This window comes from Bifidobacterium cebidarum (genome assembly GCF_009193305.1).
Lineage (GTDB): Bacteria > Actinomycetota > Actinomycetes > Actinomycetales > Bifidobacteriaceae > Bifidobacterium > Bifidobacterium cebidarum.
This window is the reverse complement of the sequence record NZ_WBVS01000005.1, coordinates 43,077-60,386: the sequence shown is the minus strand read 5'-3', so window position 1 is coordinate 60,386 and position 17,310 is coordinate 43,077. Positions and strand designations below refer to the sequence as shown.

General features: G+C 57.8%; 10 protein-coding genes. 6 read left to right on the top strand and 4 right to left on the bottom strand.

Annotated elements, in window-relative coordinates:
• Positions 1-56: 56 nt before the first annotated feature.
• A complete protein-coding gene (locus tag F7D08_RS06145; RefSeq protein ID WP_152209788.1) occupies positions 57-3,905 on the top strand; it encodes an ABC transporter ATP-binding protein/permease in 3,849 nt (1,282 codons plus the stop codon).
• Positions 3,906-3,979: 74 nt separating this feature from the next.
• Here the strand turns inward: F7D08_RS06145 and F7D08_RS06140 are convergent, their stop codons facing one another.
• Both F7D08_RS06140 and F7D08_RS06135 read right to left on the bottom strand, forming a co-directional pair.
• A complete protein-coding gene (locus tag F7D08_RS06140; RefSeq protein ID WP_226803405.1) occupies positions 3,980-5,881 on the bottom strand; it encodes a sugar porter family MFS transporter in 1,902 nt (633 codons plus the stop codon).
• Between the two features lie 141 nt (positions 5,882-6,022).
• A complete protein-coding gene (locus F7D08_RS06135) occupies positions 6,023-7,024 on the bottom strand; it encodes an alpha/beta hydrolase family protein (protein WP_152209787.1) in 1,002 nt (333 codons plus the stop codon).
• Positions 7,025-7,672: 648 nt separating this feature from the next.
• Between F7D08_RS06135 and F7D08_RS06130 the strand changes: the two genes are divergently transcribed.
• From F7D08_RS06130 to F7D08_RS06115, 4 genes are all read left to right on the top strand, one after another.
• Positions 7,673-8,542: an aldo/keto reductase gene (locus tag F7D08_RS06130; protein WP_152209786.1), complete on the top strand. Its 870-nt coding sequence runs from the start codon at positions 7,673-7,675 to the stop codon at positions 8,540-8,542.
• Between the two features lie 4 nt (positions 8,543-8,546).
• Positions 8,547-9,317, top strand: coding sequence for an HNH endonuclease family protein (locus F7D08_RS06125; protein WP_193316215.1), 771 nt, complete (start codon positions 8,547-8,549; stop codon positions 9,315-9,317).
• A gap of 395 nt (positions 9,318-9,712) precedes the next feature.
• Positions 9,713-10,984, top strand: a complete 1,272-nt coding sequence (locus F7D08_RS06120; RefSeq protein ID WP_226803414.1) for an Nramp family divalent metal transporter — start codon at positions 9,713-9,715, stop codon at positions 10,982-10,984.
• 522 nt (positions 10,985-11,506) lie between these two features.
• A complete protein-coding gene (locus F7D08_RS06115) occupies positions 11,507-12,508 on the top strand; it encodes a cupredoxin domain-containing protein (protein ID WP_152209785.1) in 1,002 nt (333 codons plus the stop codon).
• 393 nt (positions 12,509-12,901) lie between these two features.
• On the opposite strand, the gene F7D08_RS06105 is transcribed toward F7D08_RS06115, so the two are convergent.
• Together F7D08_RS06105 and F7D08_RS06100 are read right to left on the bottom strand one after the other, a co-directional pair.
• The gene (locus F7D08_RS06105; protein WP_226803404.1) at positions 12,902-14,479 is read right to left on the bottom strand and encodes an MDR family MFS transporter; all 1,578 of its coding nucleotides are present in this window, start codon (positions 14,477-14,479) and stop codon (positions 12,902-12,904) included.
• Between the two features lie 238 nt (positions 14,480-14,717).
• A complete protein-coding gene (locus F7D08_RS06100; RefSeq protein ID WP_152209782.1) occupies positions 14,718-16,430 on the bottom strand; it encodes a sugar transferase in 1,713 nt (570 codons plus the stop codon).
• 221 nt (positions 16,431-16,651) lie between these two features.
• Between F7D08_RS06100 and F7D08_RS06095 the strand changes: the two genes are divergently transcribed.
• Positions 16,652-17,257, top strand: coding sequence for an arsenate reductase/protein-tyrosine-phosphatase family protein (locus F7D08_RS06095; protein ID WP_152209781.1), 606 nt, complete (start codon positions 16,652-16,654; stop codon positions 17,255-17,257).
• The last annotated feature ends 53 nt before the right edge of the window (positions 17,258-17,310 follow it).

The window sequence follows — 17,310 nt, the reverse complement described above, 5'->3', positions numbered from 1 at the left end:
GTGCCGCGCTTTTCCATTACGGTGAAGAAGATTGATGACACGTATTGAGGGGAAGCATGTTCGATAAGCGACTATTCCAGCTGACGCCGGGCCTCGGGAGACTCATAGCCGGCAAAGTGGCCTTGATGTGGGTGGGATTGCTCGCCAATATCGGTTTCGTACTCTCATTGGTCATGCTGTTGAGCAATGCGCTGACGGCAGTCGATCCGCCGCTCTACCAGTGCGATGACACATCACCTGACTCGTGGCCATGCCCCACGCAGCTGCAAGACGTAGCAGGCAGCAGTGTGCTTCCGATGGCCGGCGACATCATGTTCTATGTGCTCCTCGCACTCCTGTGCGCCGCCATACGATACACCGCCACCACGCATGCCACGCGCCTCGGCACCGAAGCCGCCGAACGCGTCAAACTCGCGTTGCGTTCCAAGCTTTACCGCAAGATGCTGGCATTCGGCCCCTCCTACGCCAGCCGCGTCAAAACCTCAGATGTGGTGCAGTCCGCCGGCGAAGGCGTGGAACAGATCCAAAGCTTCTTCGAGCTGTTCCTGCCTCAACTGTTCTATGCGATTCTCGCGCCGATCACCTTGTTCGTGGCGATCGCACCGATTGATATGCCGGCCGCGCTCACCATGCTTGTCTGCGCTCCGCTGATCATCATCGTGACCGGCATGGTGTCGATGACAGCCGCCCGCGCCTTCAAGAAATACTGGGGGCGCTACACCGATATGGGTGCCGCGTTCCTCGACAACCTGCAAGGTCTTGAAACCCTGAAGAACTTCGACGCCGACGATCGCGCTGCCGCCGAAATGGACAAGAAGGCCGAGAACTTCCGCGTGATGACCATGCGCGTGCTGCAGATCCAGTTGCGCTCGCTGACCGCCATGGACGTGGTGGCCTATGGCGGTGCGGCCGCCGGCATAGGCGTGGCGCTATGGCGTTATGCACATGCCCATGTGTTCGATACCGGACTGTCGATGGCGTTCCTCGCATCCAAGGTGCCTGAAGTGCTTCGCTACCCTGTGTACGGTCTGCAATACCTCTTGCCATTCGGCATCGGATACCCGCTGACCCTTACCGGACTGCTGTTCATTGTGCTGCTTTCCGCGGAGTTCTTCATTCCGATGCGCCAGCTCGGTTCGTTCTTCCATGTGGCTATGAACGGCATGACCTCCACGAAGCGCATCTTCGCATTGCTCGACGCGCCCGAGCCGGCGCATGGCACGGCGGTATTGCCGAATGATGCTGCGTTCGAAGTCGATTTCTCCCACGTGTCCTTCGCCTATGAAGATGGTACTGAAGCGCTGACGGACGTGTCCTTCACCGCACGCCCGGGTCGGCTCACCGCCATCGTCGGCGTCTCGGGGTCCGGCAAATCCACCGCTGCGGCTTTGCTCGCTGGAACATTGACCGGGTATCAAGGCTCGGTGACGTTGAGCGGCCGCGAGATTCGCGAACTCTCCGGCGATACGCTCGCACGCAACGTGACACTGATTGGTGCCAGCAGCCACCTGTTCTCCGGAACGTTGCGCGAGAATCTGATGATGGCTTTGCCTAAGACGGTGCTGGACAATGCTGATGATGGCGAACGCACTGATTCTCCTGTGGAATCGCTACTGTGGCAAGCTCTGGAACAGGCTCGCATCGCCGATTTTGTGCATGCTCAGCCGGCTGGACTTGACATGGTGATTGAACCGGATGCCGCCAACCTGTCCGGCGGGCAACGCCAGCGCATCGCCATCGCCCGTGCGTTGCTGCATGATTCTCCGGTGTTCGTGTTCGATGAGGCTACCAGCAGCGTGGATGTGGAATCCGAGGAACTGATTCTCGCGACCATCCGTGAACTGGCGGAATCTCGCGGCAAAACGGTGATTATGATTACGCATCGCATGGCCAATGCCGAGCATGCCGATCAGGTCGTGGTGCTCGACCATGCGCATGTTGCCGAGACCGGTACCCATGCCACGCTGATGGCCGCGAACGGTCGATACGCCGAACTGTTCATCACGCAAGCCAATATCGAACATTTTGCCGAGGCATCCGCCTCACAGGCCCGCTCTGACGAGGGGACTCCCGATCGCAGACCGGGTGGGGAAGAGATCTCCAATAATAAGGGTGCACAATCCACATCGTCCGTCTCTCCCGAGCCGTCTGCCATCAAGCCCGCCCAACTCACCACCCTTCAGACGGTCAAGCGTCTGCTCAAGGTCGCCGCACCTCTCACCCGTCTGATGGTGGCAGCCACCGTCTCCGGCTCCATCGGACACTTGGCCGCGACCTTCCTGCCGGTGTTCGGCATAGTCGCAGCGTTCGCCATCGCAGGCCATCCGGTGTGGGGCATGGGCGTCACGCCGGCGGTCATCGGCATGATTATCTGCGCGCTCCTGCGTGGCATCACCCGGTACGTCGAGCAATACCTCAACCACAACGTGGCCTTCCATCTACTCGCGCTCTTCCGTTCCAGGGCGTTCGCGGCACTCCGCCGCCTCGCCCCGGCCAAGCTCGCCGGCAAGGGCAAGGGCGACCTCATCGCCATGCTCACCACCGATGTGGAACTGCTCGAGATCTTCTTCGCGCACACCATCAGCCCGGTGGCCATCGCCGTGACCACCACCATCGTCTACGCGATCATTGCGGCGACCCTGAATCCGTGGATGGCGTTCGCACTCATTGTCGCGCATCTGGCGATCGGCGTCATCATCCCGAGGTTCTTCGCCACCGGCGTGCGCAATCTTGGCCCTGCAATCCGCGGAGCCGCCGGCAAGCTCGACGACGTGATGCTCGACGACATGCGCGGCATCGACGAAATCATCCGTTTCGGCCGTGGCGAAGAGCGTGCCCGCGCCATCGAAAACCGCACCCGCGCACTCTGGCGCGATCACGCCAAGCTCAGCCGCGTGAACGGCCGTTTCGCCGGAATCGGCGGTCTGCTCGTCTTCCTGCTGAACACCGCTGCCATCGCCATCGTACTCACGCTTGCCGCCGCCGAACCTATGCGCATCCCGGCACTGGTCGCCGCATTCGTACTGTTCACCAGTTCCTTCGGCCCGACCTTGGCGCTGAGCGCCCTGCCGGCCAACCTCACGCAAACGTTCGCCGCCGCACGCCGCTTGTTCGGCATCATGGATGAGACTCCCGCCATTACCGAAGCCGGCGCTGCAACGCCGTCTTTCCAAGGCATGACGCTTGATCATGTGACCTTTGCTTACTCCGGTGCTGCTGGCGCCGCTGTCGTTGCAGCTGCAGCACCGTCCGAGCCAGTCCTCAACGACTTCTCCCTCGACATCCCGCGCCACGGCATCCTCGGCGTCCAAGGGCCATCGGGCCGCGGCAAATCCACGATGCTGAAGCTGCTGATGCGCTACTGGGACCCGCAAGCCGGCCAGGTGCTGCTCTCCGGTACGCCTCTGCCGCAAATCGACGCCCATTATCGTCGCCGCATCCAAGCCATGATGAGCCAGGACACGCATCTGTTCGACGGTACGATTCGCGACAATCTGCTGATCGCCCTGCCTGAATCGGAGATTGCCGCCGCTTCCGACGACCGTCTGCGCGAGGCCCTAGGCAAAGCGTCCGTTTTGGGCCTGATTGATTCCCTGCCCAATGGGCTCGATACCGAGGTCGGCGAGCTTGGCGATCGCCTTTCGGAAGGCGAACGCCAGCGCATCGGCTTGGCTCGCGTATTCCTGCGCAGCGCCGACCTCATCCTCTTTGATGAGCCGACCAGCCGTCTGGATGCGTTGAACGAGGCGATTATCCTGCGCTCGATTCAGGATCTTGGCGCCAGCCATGCCGAACGCTCTGCTGCGGCATACGGTGATTCCGCGCCCCAATCCGGTGTCGCGGTAGTGTTGGTGTCTCACCGGGAATCCGCCATGCGTATCGCCGACCAAGTGCTCACGGTGTGAAGGCGTGGTGTTGTGCGGTGGAAACCATGCCGCGCAACACCACCGCGCAAGACGTCCCGCAGCGCCCGTCCTCACTAATCCTTGATAAACGAATCCAGCGAGTCCAGTGCGCGGTCGATTGCCTGCGCCTCGCGCTCATCCTCGGTTCGGTACGTCTGCCCAGGCTTCCGATCGTCCGGCAGCATCTCATCGGTGGACGGAGAGGCCTGCATTGCGGCCATGTTAGTCTCCGGGCTGCCGATGGTCGTCGGCCATGCAATATCAGACATGGGCACGGTCTCATCCATACCCGCTTCACCCGCTTCGCGCACGGATGCCGGCTCCTCAACGGCTTCGGCTGCGGCCTCGGACGCCGCTGCAGCCGTCTTCCGCTGCTGTTCGCGTGCACGCTGCTCGGCTTCGAGCGCAAAGACCTTCTTCTGCGCGGCAATGCGGGAGCGCTCAGCCATGGTCATGATGCCCATGGCCTGCAGACGCTCGTTTTCCACGCGCCTCAAAGTGGCCTCGGCATGGCGGATATTCGCGTCCGCGGAGCTCAGTGCGTATTTCGCGGCTGCCATGTCGGTCTTCGGCTGCCATAGATGTTCGATTTCCTCAAGCGTGCGGCCCATGGTCTCCGGCACCAGTGCGATGATGCCCAGCAGACACACCAGATTCAGCGCGCTGAAAATAAGGAACGAGATGCCGCCTCCCCATCCGTCAATCATCATCGGAGTGAACTGGGCGATGACCCAATTGGCGAACAGCAGGCACATGACGCACAAACCCGTCGCACGGCCGCGCAAATACGTGGGGAACAGTTCGGGAATCACAATCCACGGAATCGGCCCCATCGAGAATGCGAAGGATGCGGTGAACGCCATCACGAATACCAATGTGAGCAGCGAGCTGCCCATCGCATAGGCGGCGGCGATGCACAGGGCGAATGCACACATCAGTCCGGTGCCGATCTCCATCAGGCGTTTGCGGCCGAACATGTCGATCAGATACATGCCGATCACCGTGGCCACCAGTTCCACGCCGCCCACGCTTGCCGAGGCGAGGAATTCGGTGTCGCCGCCGAAACCGAGGTCGGCGAACATCACCGGGCCGTAATAGGAAATGGCGTTCATGCCGATGAACTGGTTGAACACCGCGAGGAAAATGCCGATGACCAGCGCCTTGCGAAGCCCCGGGCGGAACAGATCGTGGAATTCCTTCGACATCTCATGCTCAAGCTTCACGGACGCGCTGATGTCGTCCGTACGCAGGCGTGCGCGTTCGGTGCCGAGAATGTGCTCAAGAACGGCGAAACCCTCCTCGGTCCGGCCGACCTGAATCAGGAAACGGGGACTTTCCGGCGAGCATAGCATCGCGAGCAGGAATGCGGCCGCGGGAATGGCGCCCAGCCCCAGCATCCATCGCCAGCCGACGTTCACATCCCAGGAATGCGAGCCATACGAAGCGATAATGTAATTGATGACATTCGTCAGAAAGATGCCGCACACGGCGAGCATCTGGTAGGAGAACGACAGCAATCCGCGGATATTGGTCGGTGCTGACTCGGTGATATAGGTGACCGCCAATGCCGCAGTCAAACCGATGCCATAGCCGCCGACCATACGGGAAATGATCAGATCGATGGGTCCCGCGGTCAGCGCGCTCCAGATCGCGGCCACGAAGAAGAAACCGCCGCCGATGATCAGAATGCGGCGTCTGCCGAACTTGTCGGAGAGGAAGCCGGCCGCCGCCGCGCCTGCGATGGCGCCGATCATGATGGAGGAGATCACGAACCCCTCCATCACCGTGCTCAAGCCGTAGCGCGCGCGTAGAAATTCAATCGCTCCGGAGATGGAGACCGTGTCATAGCCGTAGAGGAGTCCTGCGAGACCTGCACTCAATGCCAAACCAAACGTGTATTTGCCGGAACCTTGCGTGCGGATAGCGGTTCCCAGCGGATTTGCTTGTTTTGTGGCATCCTGAAACAGACCCGCCATGTGCCTTCCTCTCAATACAGCGTGGGGGACATCAGCCCATAGTAGCCTCAGCATTGAGTTTCAGCGAGGAAATATCATAAATAATCGGTAATTATTTATGGGGTATTACTGCGGCTGACGGAATGACTGTATTACGAATGATCACGCAACAGTGGAAATCGTTTGGGTGAGCGTTGGCGCCATAGCGAAATTCAAGGCTTGGGGCACTCCGGCTTCCCGTAGCTTTTTCTCCAATCTCCAAGGCTGCACTACATCTTCGTAGAACAGATGCACAATCACCGTGACCTTTTGATCCTTAAGGTGCCGTTCCCGATTCCGTTCATATTCAAGTTTGGCTCGTATGCTGGCACGATTGGCGTTGCTTGCATCGGCATACTTCGCGGTACCGTCATATTCCGCCACAATGATTCGTCCATCGGCGAGTTTCCAGAGGAAATCCACTCTGTAAGGTGATTCGGGGTGATTGGGATTGTTGAACTCAACCTGCAATAGCGGAATCGCGAAATGACGTTCGAGAATCGTTCCGCGGGCAAATGATTCGCCTCCGTTTTCACTGAGAGGATTGGCGTATTTGAGGAGTTTCGACACTGCTGCTTCGTCGCATACACACTGCAAGGCCAATGATTGCACTGCATTGGTTGTGATGAGGTTGTTGCGCAATGCAGAATCGTATATTGCCAATGATTGCGCAAACGGCAATGATGTACAATCGATGAGCATGCGTTCCGGCGATGTGACGTTCATACCTCTGTATTTCCGCACAGGGATTCTCTGCATATATATACGTTGAAGATGAGGCTCGTCCTGTCCATTGATGCCTCCCGAGGAAGCGATGTACACAGTGCCGTCATGCAGTGCATAGGAATGCTCCACGTTATATATACATGCTGCGCTTATACCGGTGAAAACCCAATTTGGGTGGCGTCTCGCCAAAGTTCGTATGGTGTGCTGCGATTGTTCCTCTCGGGAAAGATTGCTCCAATACGTTTTCTCGACGTATATGCCTTTATACGGGCAAATGAGTTCATCTGCTTGCAATCTGCGGCGCAATGCCATGCGCTCGGCTCGATTGGTCCCATAGGCACAGCGTTTTTGCTGCTTCGCTGTGTTCAATAAAGCGGTCACGGCTTTGTGTTCCTTCATGAATTGACGTTACAGGGGTCTTGGATTCGAACGCAAGAGGAAATGAGGAATGTGGATACTGTGACGGGGTTATTAATGATGTGGATAACTATGTGGATAACCTTATTTGAAGGCAGGAGATGTGGATAAGTGGTTATCTGAAGTGTTGTCAGCGGATTAGGTGCGTTACTTTTCTCGAAGAAAATCCCAACTTCGTGAAAAAGTAACACTGAGTGTGACTCAGCGTTACTTTTTCACGAAATAAGGCCATATCTCGTGAAAAGGTAACGCTTACGGACCGTCAGTGTGCCTTTTTCACGAAGTTGGGGTTTATCTCGAAAAAAGTAACGCGAATTTGAAGGGGACATCCAGTTTTGGGGATTTTTGGTTTTGAGGGGTTCTCCGGCTCCAGTTTAAGAAGGGAACTTCAGTTCGAAAGGGGCTCTAGTTCGAGAGGGTTCCTTCGGTTCGAGAGGGGAACCTCGGTTCTAGAAGGGCCTTTCGTTTCGAGAAGGGCTCTGATTTTTAAAGAAGGTTCCGGTGACTGGAGGAGCCTTCGATTCATAACTGGTGACGTCGATCATCGAAATAACAGGTGGTTGCTCCTCTCGATGGACGAGTAAGCCGTGTACAGTGACGTGTAGCCATCAGGAATAAAGGAGCATCGTCATGACCAATGGGCATATCAATCCCGCCAACGTACCGGATATCGCACTGAAAGACGGCCATTCGATTCCGCAGGTCGGCCTCGGTGTGTTGCGCATCGATGATGACGGCGTGACCCCGGTGGTCGAATCCGCGCTGGAGGCTGGCTACCGTCATATCGATGGTGCGGCCGGATACAACAACGAGGCCGGCGTGGGTCGTGCGCTCGCCGCCACCGGCTACAACAAGGGTGCCGCCCGCGAGACCTTGTGGGTCACCACCAAACTGCGCGATTCCCAGCAAGGTTACGATTCCGCACTCAAGGCGTTCGATGACTCCCTGAGCAAGCTCCAGCTCGATTATGTGGACATGTACATGATTCACTGGCCCACGCCGTTCAACTGGCGCAGCGCCGATACCTGGAAGGCGTTCATGAAGCTGCGCGAGGAGGGTCGCGCCCGCACGCTTGGCGTATGCAACTTCATGCCGGCCGACCTGAAGCGCCTTTACGAGGAGACCGGTTCCTGGCCGGCCGTGAACCAGATCGAATTGCACCCCACGTGGCAGCAGCGCGAAGTGGTGTCCTATTGCAAGGAGCACGGCATCGCCGTGGAGGCCTACTCACCGATGGCCCGTGGCGCCGATCTCAACGCAGGCGACGGCACCATCGATCGCATCGCCGAAGCCCATCAGGTCAGCCCGGCCCAGGTGATTCTGCGCTGGCACATCGAAAACGGCACGATCATCATTCCGAAGTCCGTGCACGCTTCCCGCCAGAAGGAGAACCTTGATCTCTTCGGCTTCGAACTGACCGCCGACGAACATGCGGCCATCGACGCGCTCGATGGCCCGACCCGCGCCGGCCACGATCCCGCCACCTTCACCTACGCCTGAATCGATGCCACGCCGTTCCTCATACCGTCGCCCTCGTCCAAGTTCCACGCATTTCCGCCGCGGATTCAATGCTTCGAACCCGCTGGAACGCATCCTGATCCTGCTGGTGATCGCCGCCATCATCGGCGTCACCGCAGGGTTGCTGCTGCCTGAGATAAGCCCGACCGCAGGCAAAATCACCGGCAACTACACCGCCACAGGTTCCGCCGCGGACACCCTGAATCACCTGACCGTAGACGACAGCCAAAACGCGGCCGGATACGACCGCGACTCCTTCGGCTTCCGCGAAACCGACACCGACGGCAACGGATGCGACGCCCGTGAGGACGTGCTCGCCCGCGATCTGACCGATGTGCGCTACAAATACGCCGGTTCATGCCAAGTGTCATCCGGCACGCTGCAAGACCCCTACACCGGTCAGACCATTCACTTCGTACGCGGCCGCACCACCAGCGCCAAAGTGCAGATCGACCATGTGGTGGCACTCGAAAACGCATGGCAGTCCGGCGCACGCGACTGGTCCACCGCCGAACGTCACCAGTTCGGCAATGACCCCTACAACCTGCTCGCGGTGGACGGACCCGCCAATCAGGAGAAGGGCTCCGCCTCCGCCGCCTACTGGCTGCCCACCAACGCCGCCTACCGGTGCGATTACGTGGCCCGGCAGATCGGAGTCAAAGACAAATACCGGCTCACCGTGACCAGCCAGGAAAAAGACGCGATGCTCGCCGTGCTCCACACCTGCCCCGGCCAGGCGGTTCCAGCCGATGAGTAGTCACCGGTGAATAATCAATGAACTGTTGTCTGGCCGATATATCCGCATGACTTTGTAATTGACTCAGAAACATGGTGACGCTATAACAGGGGCCGGTATATAAGAGAGGCACGAACGAATACATGAGCGCCAACACGAACACGAATAATCCCGAGAATTCCTCGAATCAATCCGCCAATACATCCGCAACTAAGCGCGCCGCCAATCAACACGCGCCGCGCACCAACGACCCCACCATTGCCAGCAACACCCACGGTCGCGGCTACGGCCGTATGCACACCATCGACAAGCGGCGTGCCATCCACCCCGATCAGGAGCGGCTCACCGCCAAACATCCCGAGCTCAACATCGTGGACGCCGAGACCGCGGCCAGCATCGAGCGCGGCGACGCCGAAATCGACAAGGAACGTGCCGCAGCCCGCGCGCAAGGACGTAGCAGCAAGACGGTGGCGCATCACGGTCACGCGCTCGCCGGCATTCTGGGCCCCGCGTTCGTGGCCGCTGTGGCGTATGTGGATCCGGGCAATGTGGCCGCCAACGTCACCTCGGGCGCGCGCTACGGCTATCTGTTGGTCTGGGTGCTGGTGCTCGCCAACGCGATGAGTGTGCTGATCCAATACCAGTCCGCCAAACTCGGCATTGTGACCGGCAAATCCTTGCCGGAGCTGCTCGGCGAACGTATGCATGACGCCGGGCGATTCATGTTCTTCATGCAGGCCGAAGTCATCGCCATCGCCACCGATCTGGCCGAGCTGATCGGCGGCGCCATCGCATTGAACCTGCTGTTCGGTCTGCCGTTGTTTGTGGGCGGCGTGGTGATCGGCGCGGTCTCCACAGTGCTGCTGCTGTTCGAGGGCGGCAAGACCCATCGGCTGTTCGAGAAAATGGTGATCGCCCTACTGCTGGTGATTACGTTCGGCTTCATTGCCGGCCTGTTCATCGCGCCGCCGAATCCGGCCGACGTGGCAGGAGGCCTGATACCGCACTTCACCACCACGGATTCCGTGCTGATGGCATCCTCCATGCTGGGCGCCACGGTGATGCCGCACGCGATTTACCTGCACTCCACATTGGTCAACGATCATTACGCGGGTGGCCAGGCCAAGCCTTCCATCAAACGTCTGCTCGATGGATCCAAAGTCGATGTGTTCTGGGCTTTGGTGCTGGCCGGTACGGTGAATCTGAGCCTGCTGATCCTCGCCGCCAATTCCCTCTATGGCATGAAAGGCACTGATTCCATCGAGGGTGCCCAGCATGCGATTGTTTCCGTGCTCGGCCCGGTGATCGGCACGATCTTCTCCATTGGTCTGCTGGCCTCCTCGCTGAGCTCCACTTCGGTGGGTACATATGCCGGATCCGAGATCATGCATGGATTGCTGCGTATCAAGGCGCCAATGTGGGCCTGCCGCGTGGTGACGCTGGTGCCAGGCCTGATTGTGCTGTGGTTTGCGCCGAACCCGACCGAGGCGCTGGTGATTGGCCAGGTGATTCTTTCCGTGGGCATTCCGTTCGCCATCATCCCGTTGATGCGCTACACGCACAACAAGGAACTGATGGGCAAGTGGGTGGACGGCCCGATTAAGCATGCCATCTTCATCGCCGTGGCTGCGCTGATCATCGCGCTCAACGTGCTTCTCATCGTCCTCACCATCCTCGGCAAGGCTTGATTCGTCCCTAGGTAGACGATTCGTTCCTAGGTAGACGATTCGTCCCTAGGCAGAGAACTCGTCCCTAGGCAGATGACTCGTCCTTAAGCAGATGACTCGTCCTTAAGCAGAGAACTCGTCCCTAGCAAAAGAACAACTCGTCCCTCGGCAAGGCCTGATAGGCAGGCTCCTGCCTCGACTGTAGGATTTTGGACACTGACTGTAGGTTATTTGACACTGACTGTAGGATTTCTAACGAAATTCGTTCAAAAACCTACAGTCAGTGTCAAATAACCTACAGCAAATGTAGAAAATCCTACAGTCTTAGATGGTTTTAGACTGACATAAAGGGTATGAGCCATATCGATTGCTTCGTTACGAGATATTCCGTCGACTTCGGGTGCATTTTCAGTTCTTGGCGCAAAGTCAAAAGAATAATTGTGGATAACGATGAGTTATCCACAAGAGTTTTTGCCCTGTCATAGTATCCACAATTACCGGTCGAGCTTGCTGAACGCTATTGACGGTTCCTAGCGTTGCTATATGGATACATATGCAACAGTGATGAATAAATTGGATGCCGCAACGCAGGGTGGGCGCTGCATGCGAGCACTTGGGGATGCGGAGTACATGTTACTGAGACGGATGAAGGCAAAAGGAGAAATCATTCGTCCATACCCCAACATGTACATGGACCGTGGATATTGGAGTAGCCTCAATCCACCAGACCAGATGCTCCATATTATGCGCACGCTTTCGGTAGGGCATCCTGATATGGTCTTCGCCGGTATTTCGGCGGCCTGCGCATGGGGATTGGATCATTCTTTCCATTTGCACGCTCGAGATAGCCGGATCATGATAGCGGCAAGTAGCGGAACGCCGACTAATGAGTATTGCAGTCAGGTGCGTAGATTCTATGTGCCGCGGCACGAAATCGAACAAGCCCAATATGTCAATGGAGCCAAGGTCACAACGATTCAACGCACTTTATTCGATTGCGGCCGTATTTACGAGCCTCGGAGCGCGCTGTCGTTTTATGACTCTGCGATTCGGCAGGAGCTCGTGACGCGTGACAGTCTAGTTGCATATTGCAATGAGAAACACCGCTGCCGTAACCAGTATCAAGCACGTGCGCTTGCCGCCTTTGCCAATGGCCTCAGCGAGAATGGCGGCGAGTCATTTTGCTATGGGACTATGGCGGAGGAGGGCGTGATGCTACCGGAGCAGCAGGTTGAGTTCGTCGATAAAAATAATCCCAATACTGTGTATCGAGTCGATTATTTGTGGAGATTGTCTGACGGGACGATGATCGCTGGCGAGTTCGACGGGCAAAAGAAATACGTGGATCCATCGATGACCAATGGACAACACATCAGTGGCATAGTTGGGCTTGAGCGTAGTAGGCAGAATGTGCTTGCTGCACTTGGTATTAGTCGTACTGTGCGCTGGTTCTTCAACGACGCATATCGTCGATTGCCGATGAAAAAAGCTTTGGCTGCAGCGGGAGTACCAGTCGGCAAGCCCACTGCTCCGTGGATTCGATGATTATGATTATGTCTCGTCCGATGGTAAGACGTGGCTAGCTGACGCTCGCAGGGGTTCGAGAGGCATCGTGGCAAGGTTGGATTAGTCTGTTGACAACGGTTCGACAGGCCGTTGCTCTCGCCATCAGCAAGTCAATTGCTATCCGCTGGTCGGATTCTATGCCGACTATGGTATTCCCATACTTCCTATTACTGCGGTTCAAGTTGACTGTAGGTTTTTGAACACTGACTGTCGGATTTTGAACATTGACTGTAGGTTTTTGAACGGATTTCGTTGGGAATCCTACAGTCAACGTCAAATAACCTACAGTCAGTGTTCAAAAACCTACAGTCAAGTGCATGAAGGGTGACAACTTGACGGACAGAGTGGTGACTGATTGACGGCTAGAGGCTCCTAGGCGCGCTTCAGCCGTTCACGCAGCATATGAAGCGACACGGCATCACGCATATGGCCGGCACCATCGCCGCGCACGCCAAACGCCACCATCAGCACCATCGCCAGGCAGATGCTGGCGGAAATACGCAGCGCCCACTGGATGCCGAAAATCGAAGCGGCAACCGTGGAAGCCCCCAAAGCATGATTCCATGCAGCGAACGTCTCCATCAGGATCACAAGCACCGGAGCGCCCACCGCACCAGCGATCTGACGCGCGGTATTGGTCACGGAAGAGCCGGCCGACACCTCATCCGGCCCGTTCAGGCAGTTCAGCGACCATGTGGTGATCGGCATCAGTAGGAAGCCCATACCGATCTGGCGCACGAATTGGCAGATTGACACCCACCAGATCCATGTGTCTATCGAGATCAGCGACATGCCGATGGTGCCCAGCGTGAGCACACTGGAACCGAACAACGCCACCGGTCGGGCGCCGAAGCGGTCCATCGCACGCCCGCCGAAGAACTGCGATACACACTGCCCGATGGCACCCGGCAGCATAATCAGGCCGCTCATCGTGGCCGAAAACCCGCGATCGGTCTGGATGTACAGTGGCATGATCACCAGAATCGAACTGAACGCGAAGAACGCCAGCGAAGCCGTGATGGTGCCCACGGTGAACGAGCGGTTCTTCAGCACACGCAAGTCGAGCAGCGCCGGCTGGGGGAGCGGCGTCGCGCCGGAGGCCTTGGCCTCACGGTAACGCCGCCCATGGCGCAAATTGCGCATCACGAACCACACGATGCCGGTCAGACCGACAATCATCGGCCCCCACACCACCGGAGCCGCAAATCCGTAGGCCTCCGAATTGGTGAAGCCGAACATCAGCCCGCCGAAACCGATTACGGACAGGGACACGGAGAAGAAATCCGCACGTGCGGACGGGTCATGCGCGCCGAAGTTATGCAGCCAGAGCACGGCCGCGCCCAACGACAGGATGCCGATGATGCTTAGGGTCAGAAAGATGGATCGCCAGCCGTTCGCATCGGTCTGCCAGCCGCCCAAAACCGGCCCGATGGCCGGAGCCACACTCATGGCCATACCCACCGTGCCCATGGCGAAGCCTCGACGCGACAGCGGATAGATGGAGAACACGGTGATCTGCAGCACTGGCCACATCACGCCCGTGCCCGCCGCCTCGAGCACGCGCCCGGCCAGCACCCAAATGAAGTTCGGGGCCAGCCACGACATGACGGAACCAATCGTGAACACCGCCATGGAGGTGATCACAATCTGTCGGGTGGAGAATCTGCGGGTCAGAAAAGCGGTGAGCGGCACCATGACGCCCATCACCAGCTGGAACACGGAGGTGAGCCATTGCCCGGTGGTCACCGAGATGCCGAATTCCGAAACGATGATCGGCAGCGCCGAGCTCAACTGCAACTGCGCGAAATTGCCGACGAAGGTGATGAAGGTGAGGATGGCGATGGATACGAATGCGGCCCGGCTCAGTTTGCCGTCTACATATGATTCCTCTTGGCTCAGCGCCCGCTGTAACTCGCTGGTGCGATGCTTGATTCCGCTCGTTCCGGCCACACAAACCCCATTCTGTTGCCGATACATCCATCGATGGATTCGCATATCAATCCGAAGAAAGACTACTCCCATCCCCGGTCCGTTCTGGGCTCCAGCGCACTGTGCGCAATACTGTGTGCAACAGTGCATGAAACACAGTGCATGAACCGTATTCCTCACATGGACAGGTACGGCAAAGGGGCTTTATGCCATTCGACATAAAGCCCCTTCATTCCCTAATTAATTAACAGACGCGGATTTAATACGATCCAGTACCCTTCAACACCGCACCCACGGTCTTGAACAGAATCGCGATATCGCCGGTGATCGACCAGTCCTGAATATACGAAACATCGGCATATTCCGACTGCTCCTGCGAAAGATCGCTGCGTCCGGAAATCTGCCATGGACCGGTGATACCCGGCTTGACCAGCAGACGGGTGGAATACAGCATATTGTATTTCGCCACTTCTTCCGGCAGCGGCGGGCGCGGGCCCACCAGACTCATGTCGCCCTTGAATACGTTGAAGAATTGCGGGAATTCATCCAGCGAGGTCTTGCGGATAAAGTGACCGATCTTGGTCACGCGCGGATCATCCTTGAGCTTGAATATGAAGCGATCCTCAATGCCGCGTTCCTTGGCCAGCTGGGACTTGATCTTATCGGCGTCGGTACGCATGGAGCGGAACTTGTACATAGTGAATGGCTTGCCGTAGATGCTCACGCGCGTCTGCGAGTAGAACACCGGACCGCCGTCCTCGTGCTTCACCTTGTATGCCACCCACAGCATAATCGGCGAGCTCAGGATGATGGCCACCGAGGAAAGCACGATATCGCACAGGCGTTTCAGGATGCGGGTGGTGGTGGAGTACTGGGAAAGCTGAGCGGTGACGATCGGCATGCTCGGATCATTGCGGAAATGCAGGTCCGCTCCACTCAAATCCGCGACCGACGTGGTCATGGCAAGCTCGATACCCATGGATTCCACCGCCAAAGATAGCGTTCGCATCGTTTCGGAATCACGCGTGAGCACATCGGTGACGAGCACGGTGCGTGCCTTCATGCGCTTGGCGGTCTGCGGCAAATGGGAATTCAGCGACAGTACCTTCAGGCGAGCTTCGGCATCATTCAGCGGGGTGAACGGCACTGCGACCAGATGCTGGGGCTGATTCGGGTCTTCCTCGTTCTCGGCCGATTCGATTGGGCACACTGCGATCGGCGCGTAACCAAGGTTGCGAGACCGATCCAACTGCTGCAAGGTTTTATGGATGCCTTCGGGCGAGCCCACCACCACGGTCGGGTAGTTGAATTCGCCCTTCATACGGTTGCGATGCAGGGCGCGGCGCATCAGCCAGCGTTCGATAATGACCAATCCCAATGAGATCAGAGGGATGAAGACGTTCAGCGAACGAGGCACATTGAGGTGGAAGAGATACCCCAACGTGCACAGCATGATGAAGTCGATGAACGCGGCGTTGAGCAGCTTGGCATACAGGGCATAGCCCTCGCCCATCGTATGGCGCTCGTAGCTCCGTGCCGCATACAGGCTGATGACCCAGGAGACGCAGGCCAGCGCGAGGAAACTGATCATGCCATATTGGCCCGGGCCGATGTCCTGCACATAGATGTATGAGGATGGCCTCAGCAGGAACACCAGGCACGTGGCGATGATGGTCATCAGCAGATCCAGTGCGATCAGCGTGCCGTTATAGAGGTAGCGCCAGGCCGGAACCGAATACCCGGTCACCACATGCGCGGCATTATCGTCAGGGGAGGCGTTTCCCTCCGACGCGGAAGAGAAATACGTGCCATCGAAGAAGGTCGGTGCCGCGGTATTCGATGCAGCCTGTGCGGCACCAGCGAACGGCTGGGATGCGCGACTGGCCCCCACTCTCACCCGAGACAGAGTCATCGTATCCGCGCCATTGCCGTCATCTGGGCTTGATGCCGCTAAACTCGTGTCTTTCGACATAACCGAAATCTCTTCCTTCTCTTCCTTCGGTAGGGTCAAACCACACCCCGCGCACACGATATCTACGCTTATGACACCATATCACTCGCCTCACCCCCCTATAGGCTTTTCCATTACGATTCGGGCACACACCATTCGTCCGTAACTTCTGAGTAGAATGGCCAGTTAGACAGTGATTGGAAAACCGCAACGCGGCGTCGAGAGAATGAGAGATTAGCCTTATGCATATCATGTTCGTCTGCACCGGCAATATCTGTCGTTCCCCCATGGGAGAACTCCTGCTGACCAAGTATCTTGCCGGTACCACGGTTCAGGTCTCCAGCGCCGGCACGCATGGCCTGCCCATGCACCAGATGGACCCATCCAGCGCTTCGCTGATGAGAAGCGTGAACATCGAGCCGAGCGGATTCCGTTCCCGAAGGCTCACCCAGCAGCTGGCCAAATCCGCGGATCTGATTCTGTGCTTCGAAAAGGATCAGCGCAAGGATATCGTGACGCTCGCTCCCACGGCCGTGCGCTACACATTCCTGCTCAATGATTTCGCCAATATGTGCGAGTACTGCGCCCGCAATGGTCTGGTCAAAGGCCTGACCATCCAGGAGCGACTGCAGTCGGTGATTGATGCTTCCTCCATTATTCGACCGATGCTGCCCACTCCGGACGATATCGAGGATCCGCATGGCAAGGAGTACGCCAAGTTCCGTCTTGCCGCCGAGCAGACGAACAAGGCCCTGCGCACGATTCTGACCAGCATGCGCAAGCATTACCGCGTGGAGGAGGCCCCCGTGCGCCCTCAAATCACGCGTCAGTACGCCTATACCGTCTGAGCGCATCCTGGGTTCGTCGCTTCAATATTTACGGCTCTTCCACAAGCTTTTTA

Coding starts and splice junctions, on each gene's coding strand:
- F7D08_RS06145 (WP_152209788.1), top strand. CDS start 57: ATGTTCGATAAGCGACTATTCCAGCTGACGCCGGGCCTCGGGAGACTC.
- F7D08_RS06130 (WP_152209786.1), top strand. CDS start 7,673: ATGACCAATGGGCATATCAATCCCGCCAACGTACCGGATATCGCACTG.
- F7D08_RS06095 (WP_152209781.1), top strand. CDS start 16,652: ATGCATATCATGTTCGTCTGCACCGGCAATATCTGTCGTTCCCCCATG.
- F7D08_RS06140 (WP_226803405.1), bottom strand. CDS start 5,881: ATGGCGGGTCTGTTTCAGGATGCCACAAAACAAGCAAATCCGCTGGGA.
- F7D08_RS06125 (WP_193316215.1), top strand. CDS start 8,547: ATGCCACGCCGTTCCTCATACCGTCGCCCTCGTCCAAGTTCCACGCAT.
- F7D08_RS06135 (WP_152209787.1), bottom strand. CDS start 7,024: ATGAAGGAACACAAAGCCGTGACCGCTTTATTGAACACAGCGAAGCAG.
- F7D08_RS06100 (WP_152209782.1), bottom strand. CDS start 16,430: ATGTCGAAAGACACGAGTTTAGCGGCATCAAGCCCAGATGACGGCAAT.
- F7D08_RS06115 (WP_152209785.1), top strand. CDS start 11,507: ATGGATACATATGCAACAGTGATGAATAAATTGGATGCCGCAACGCAG.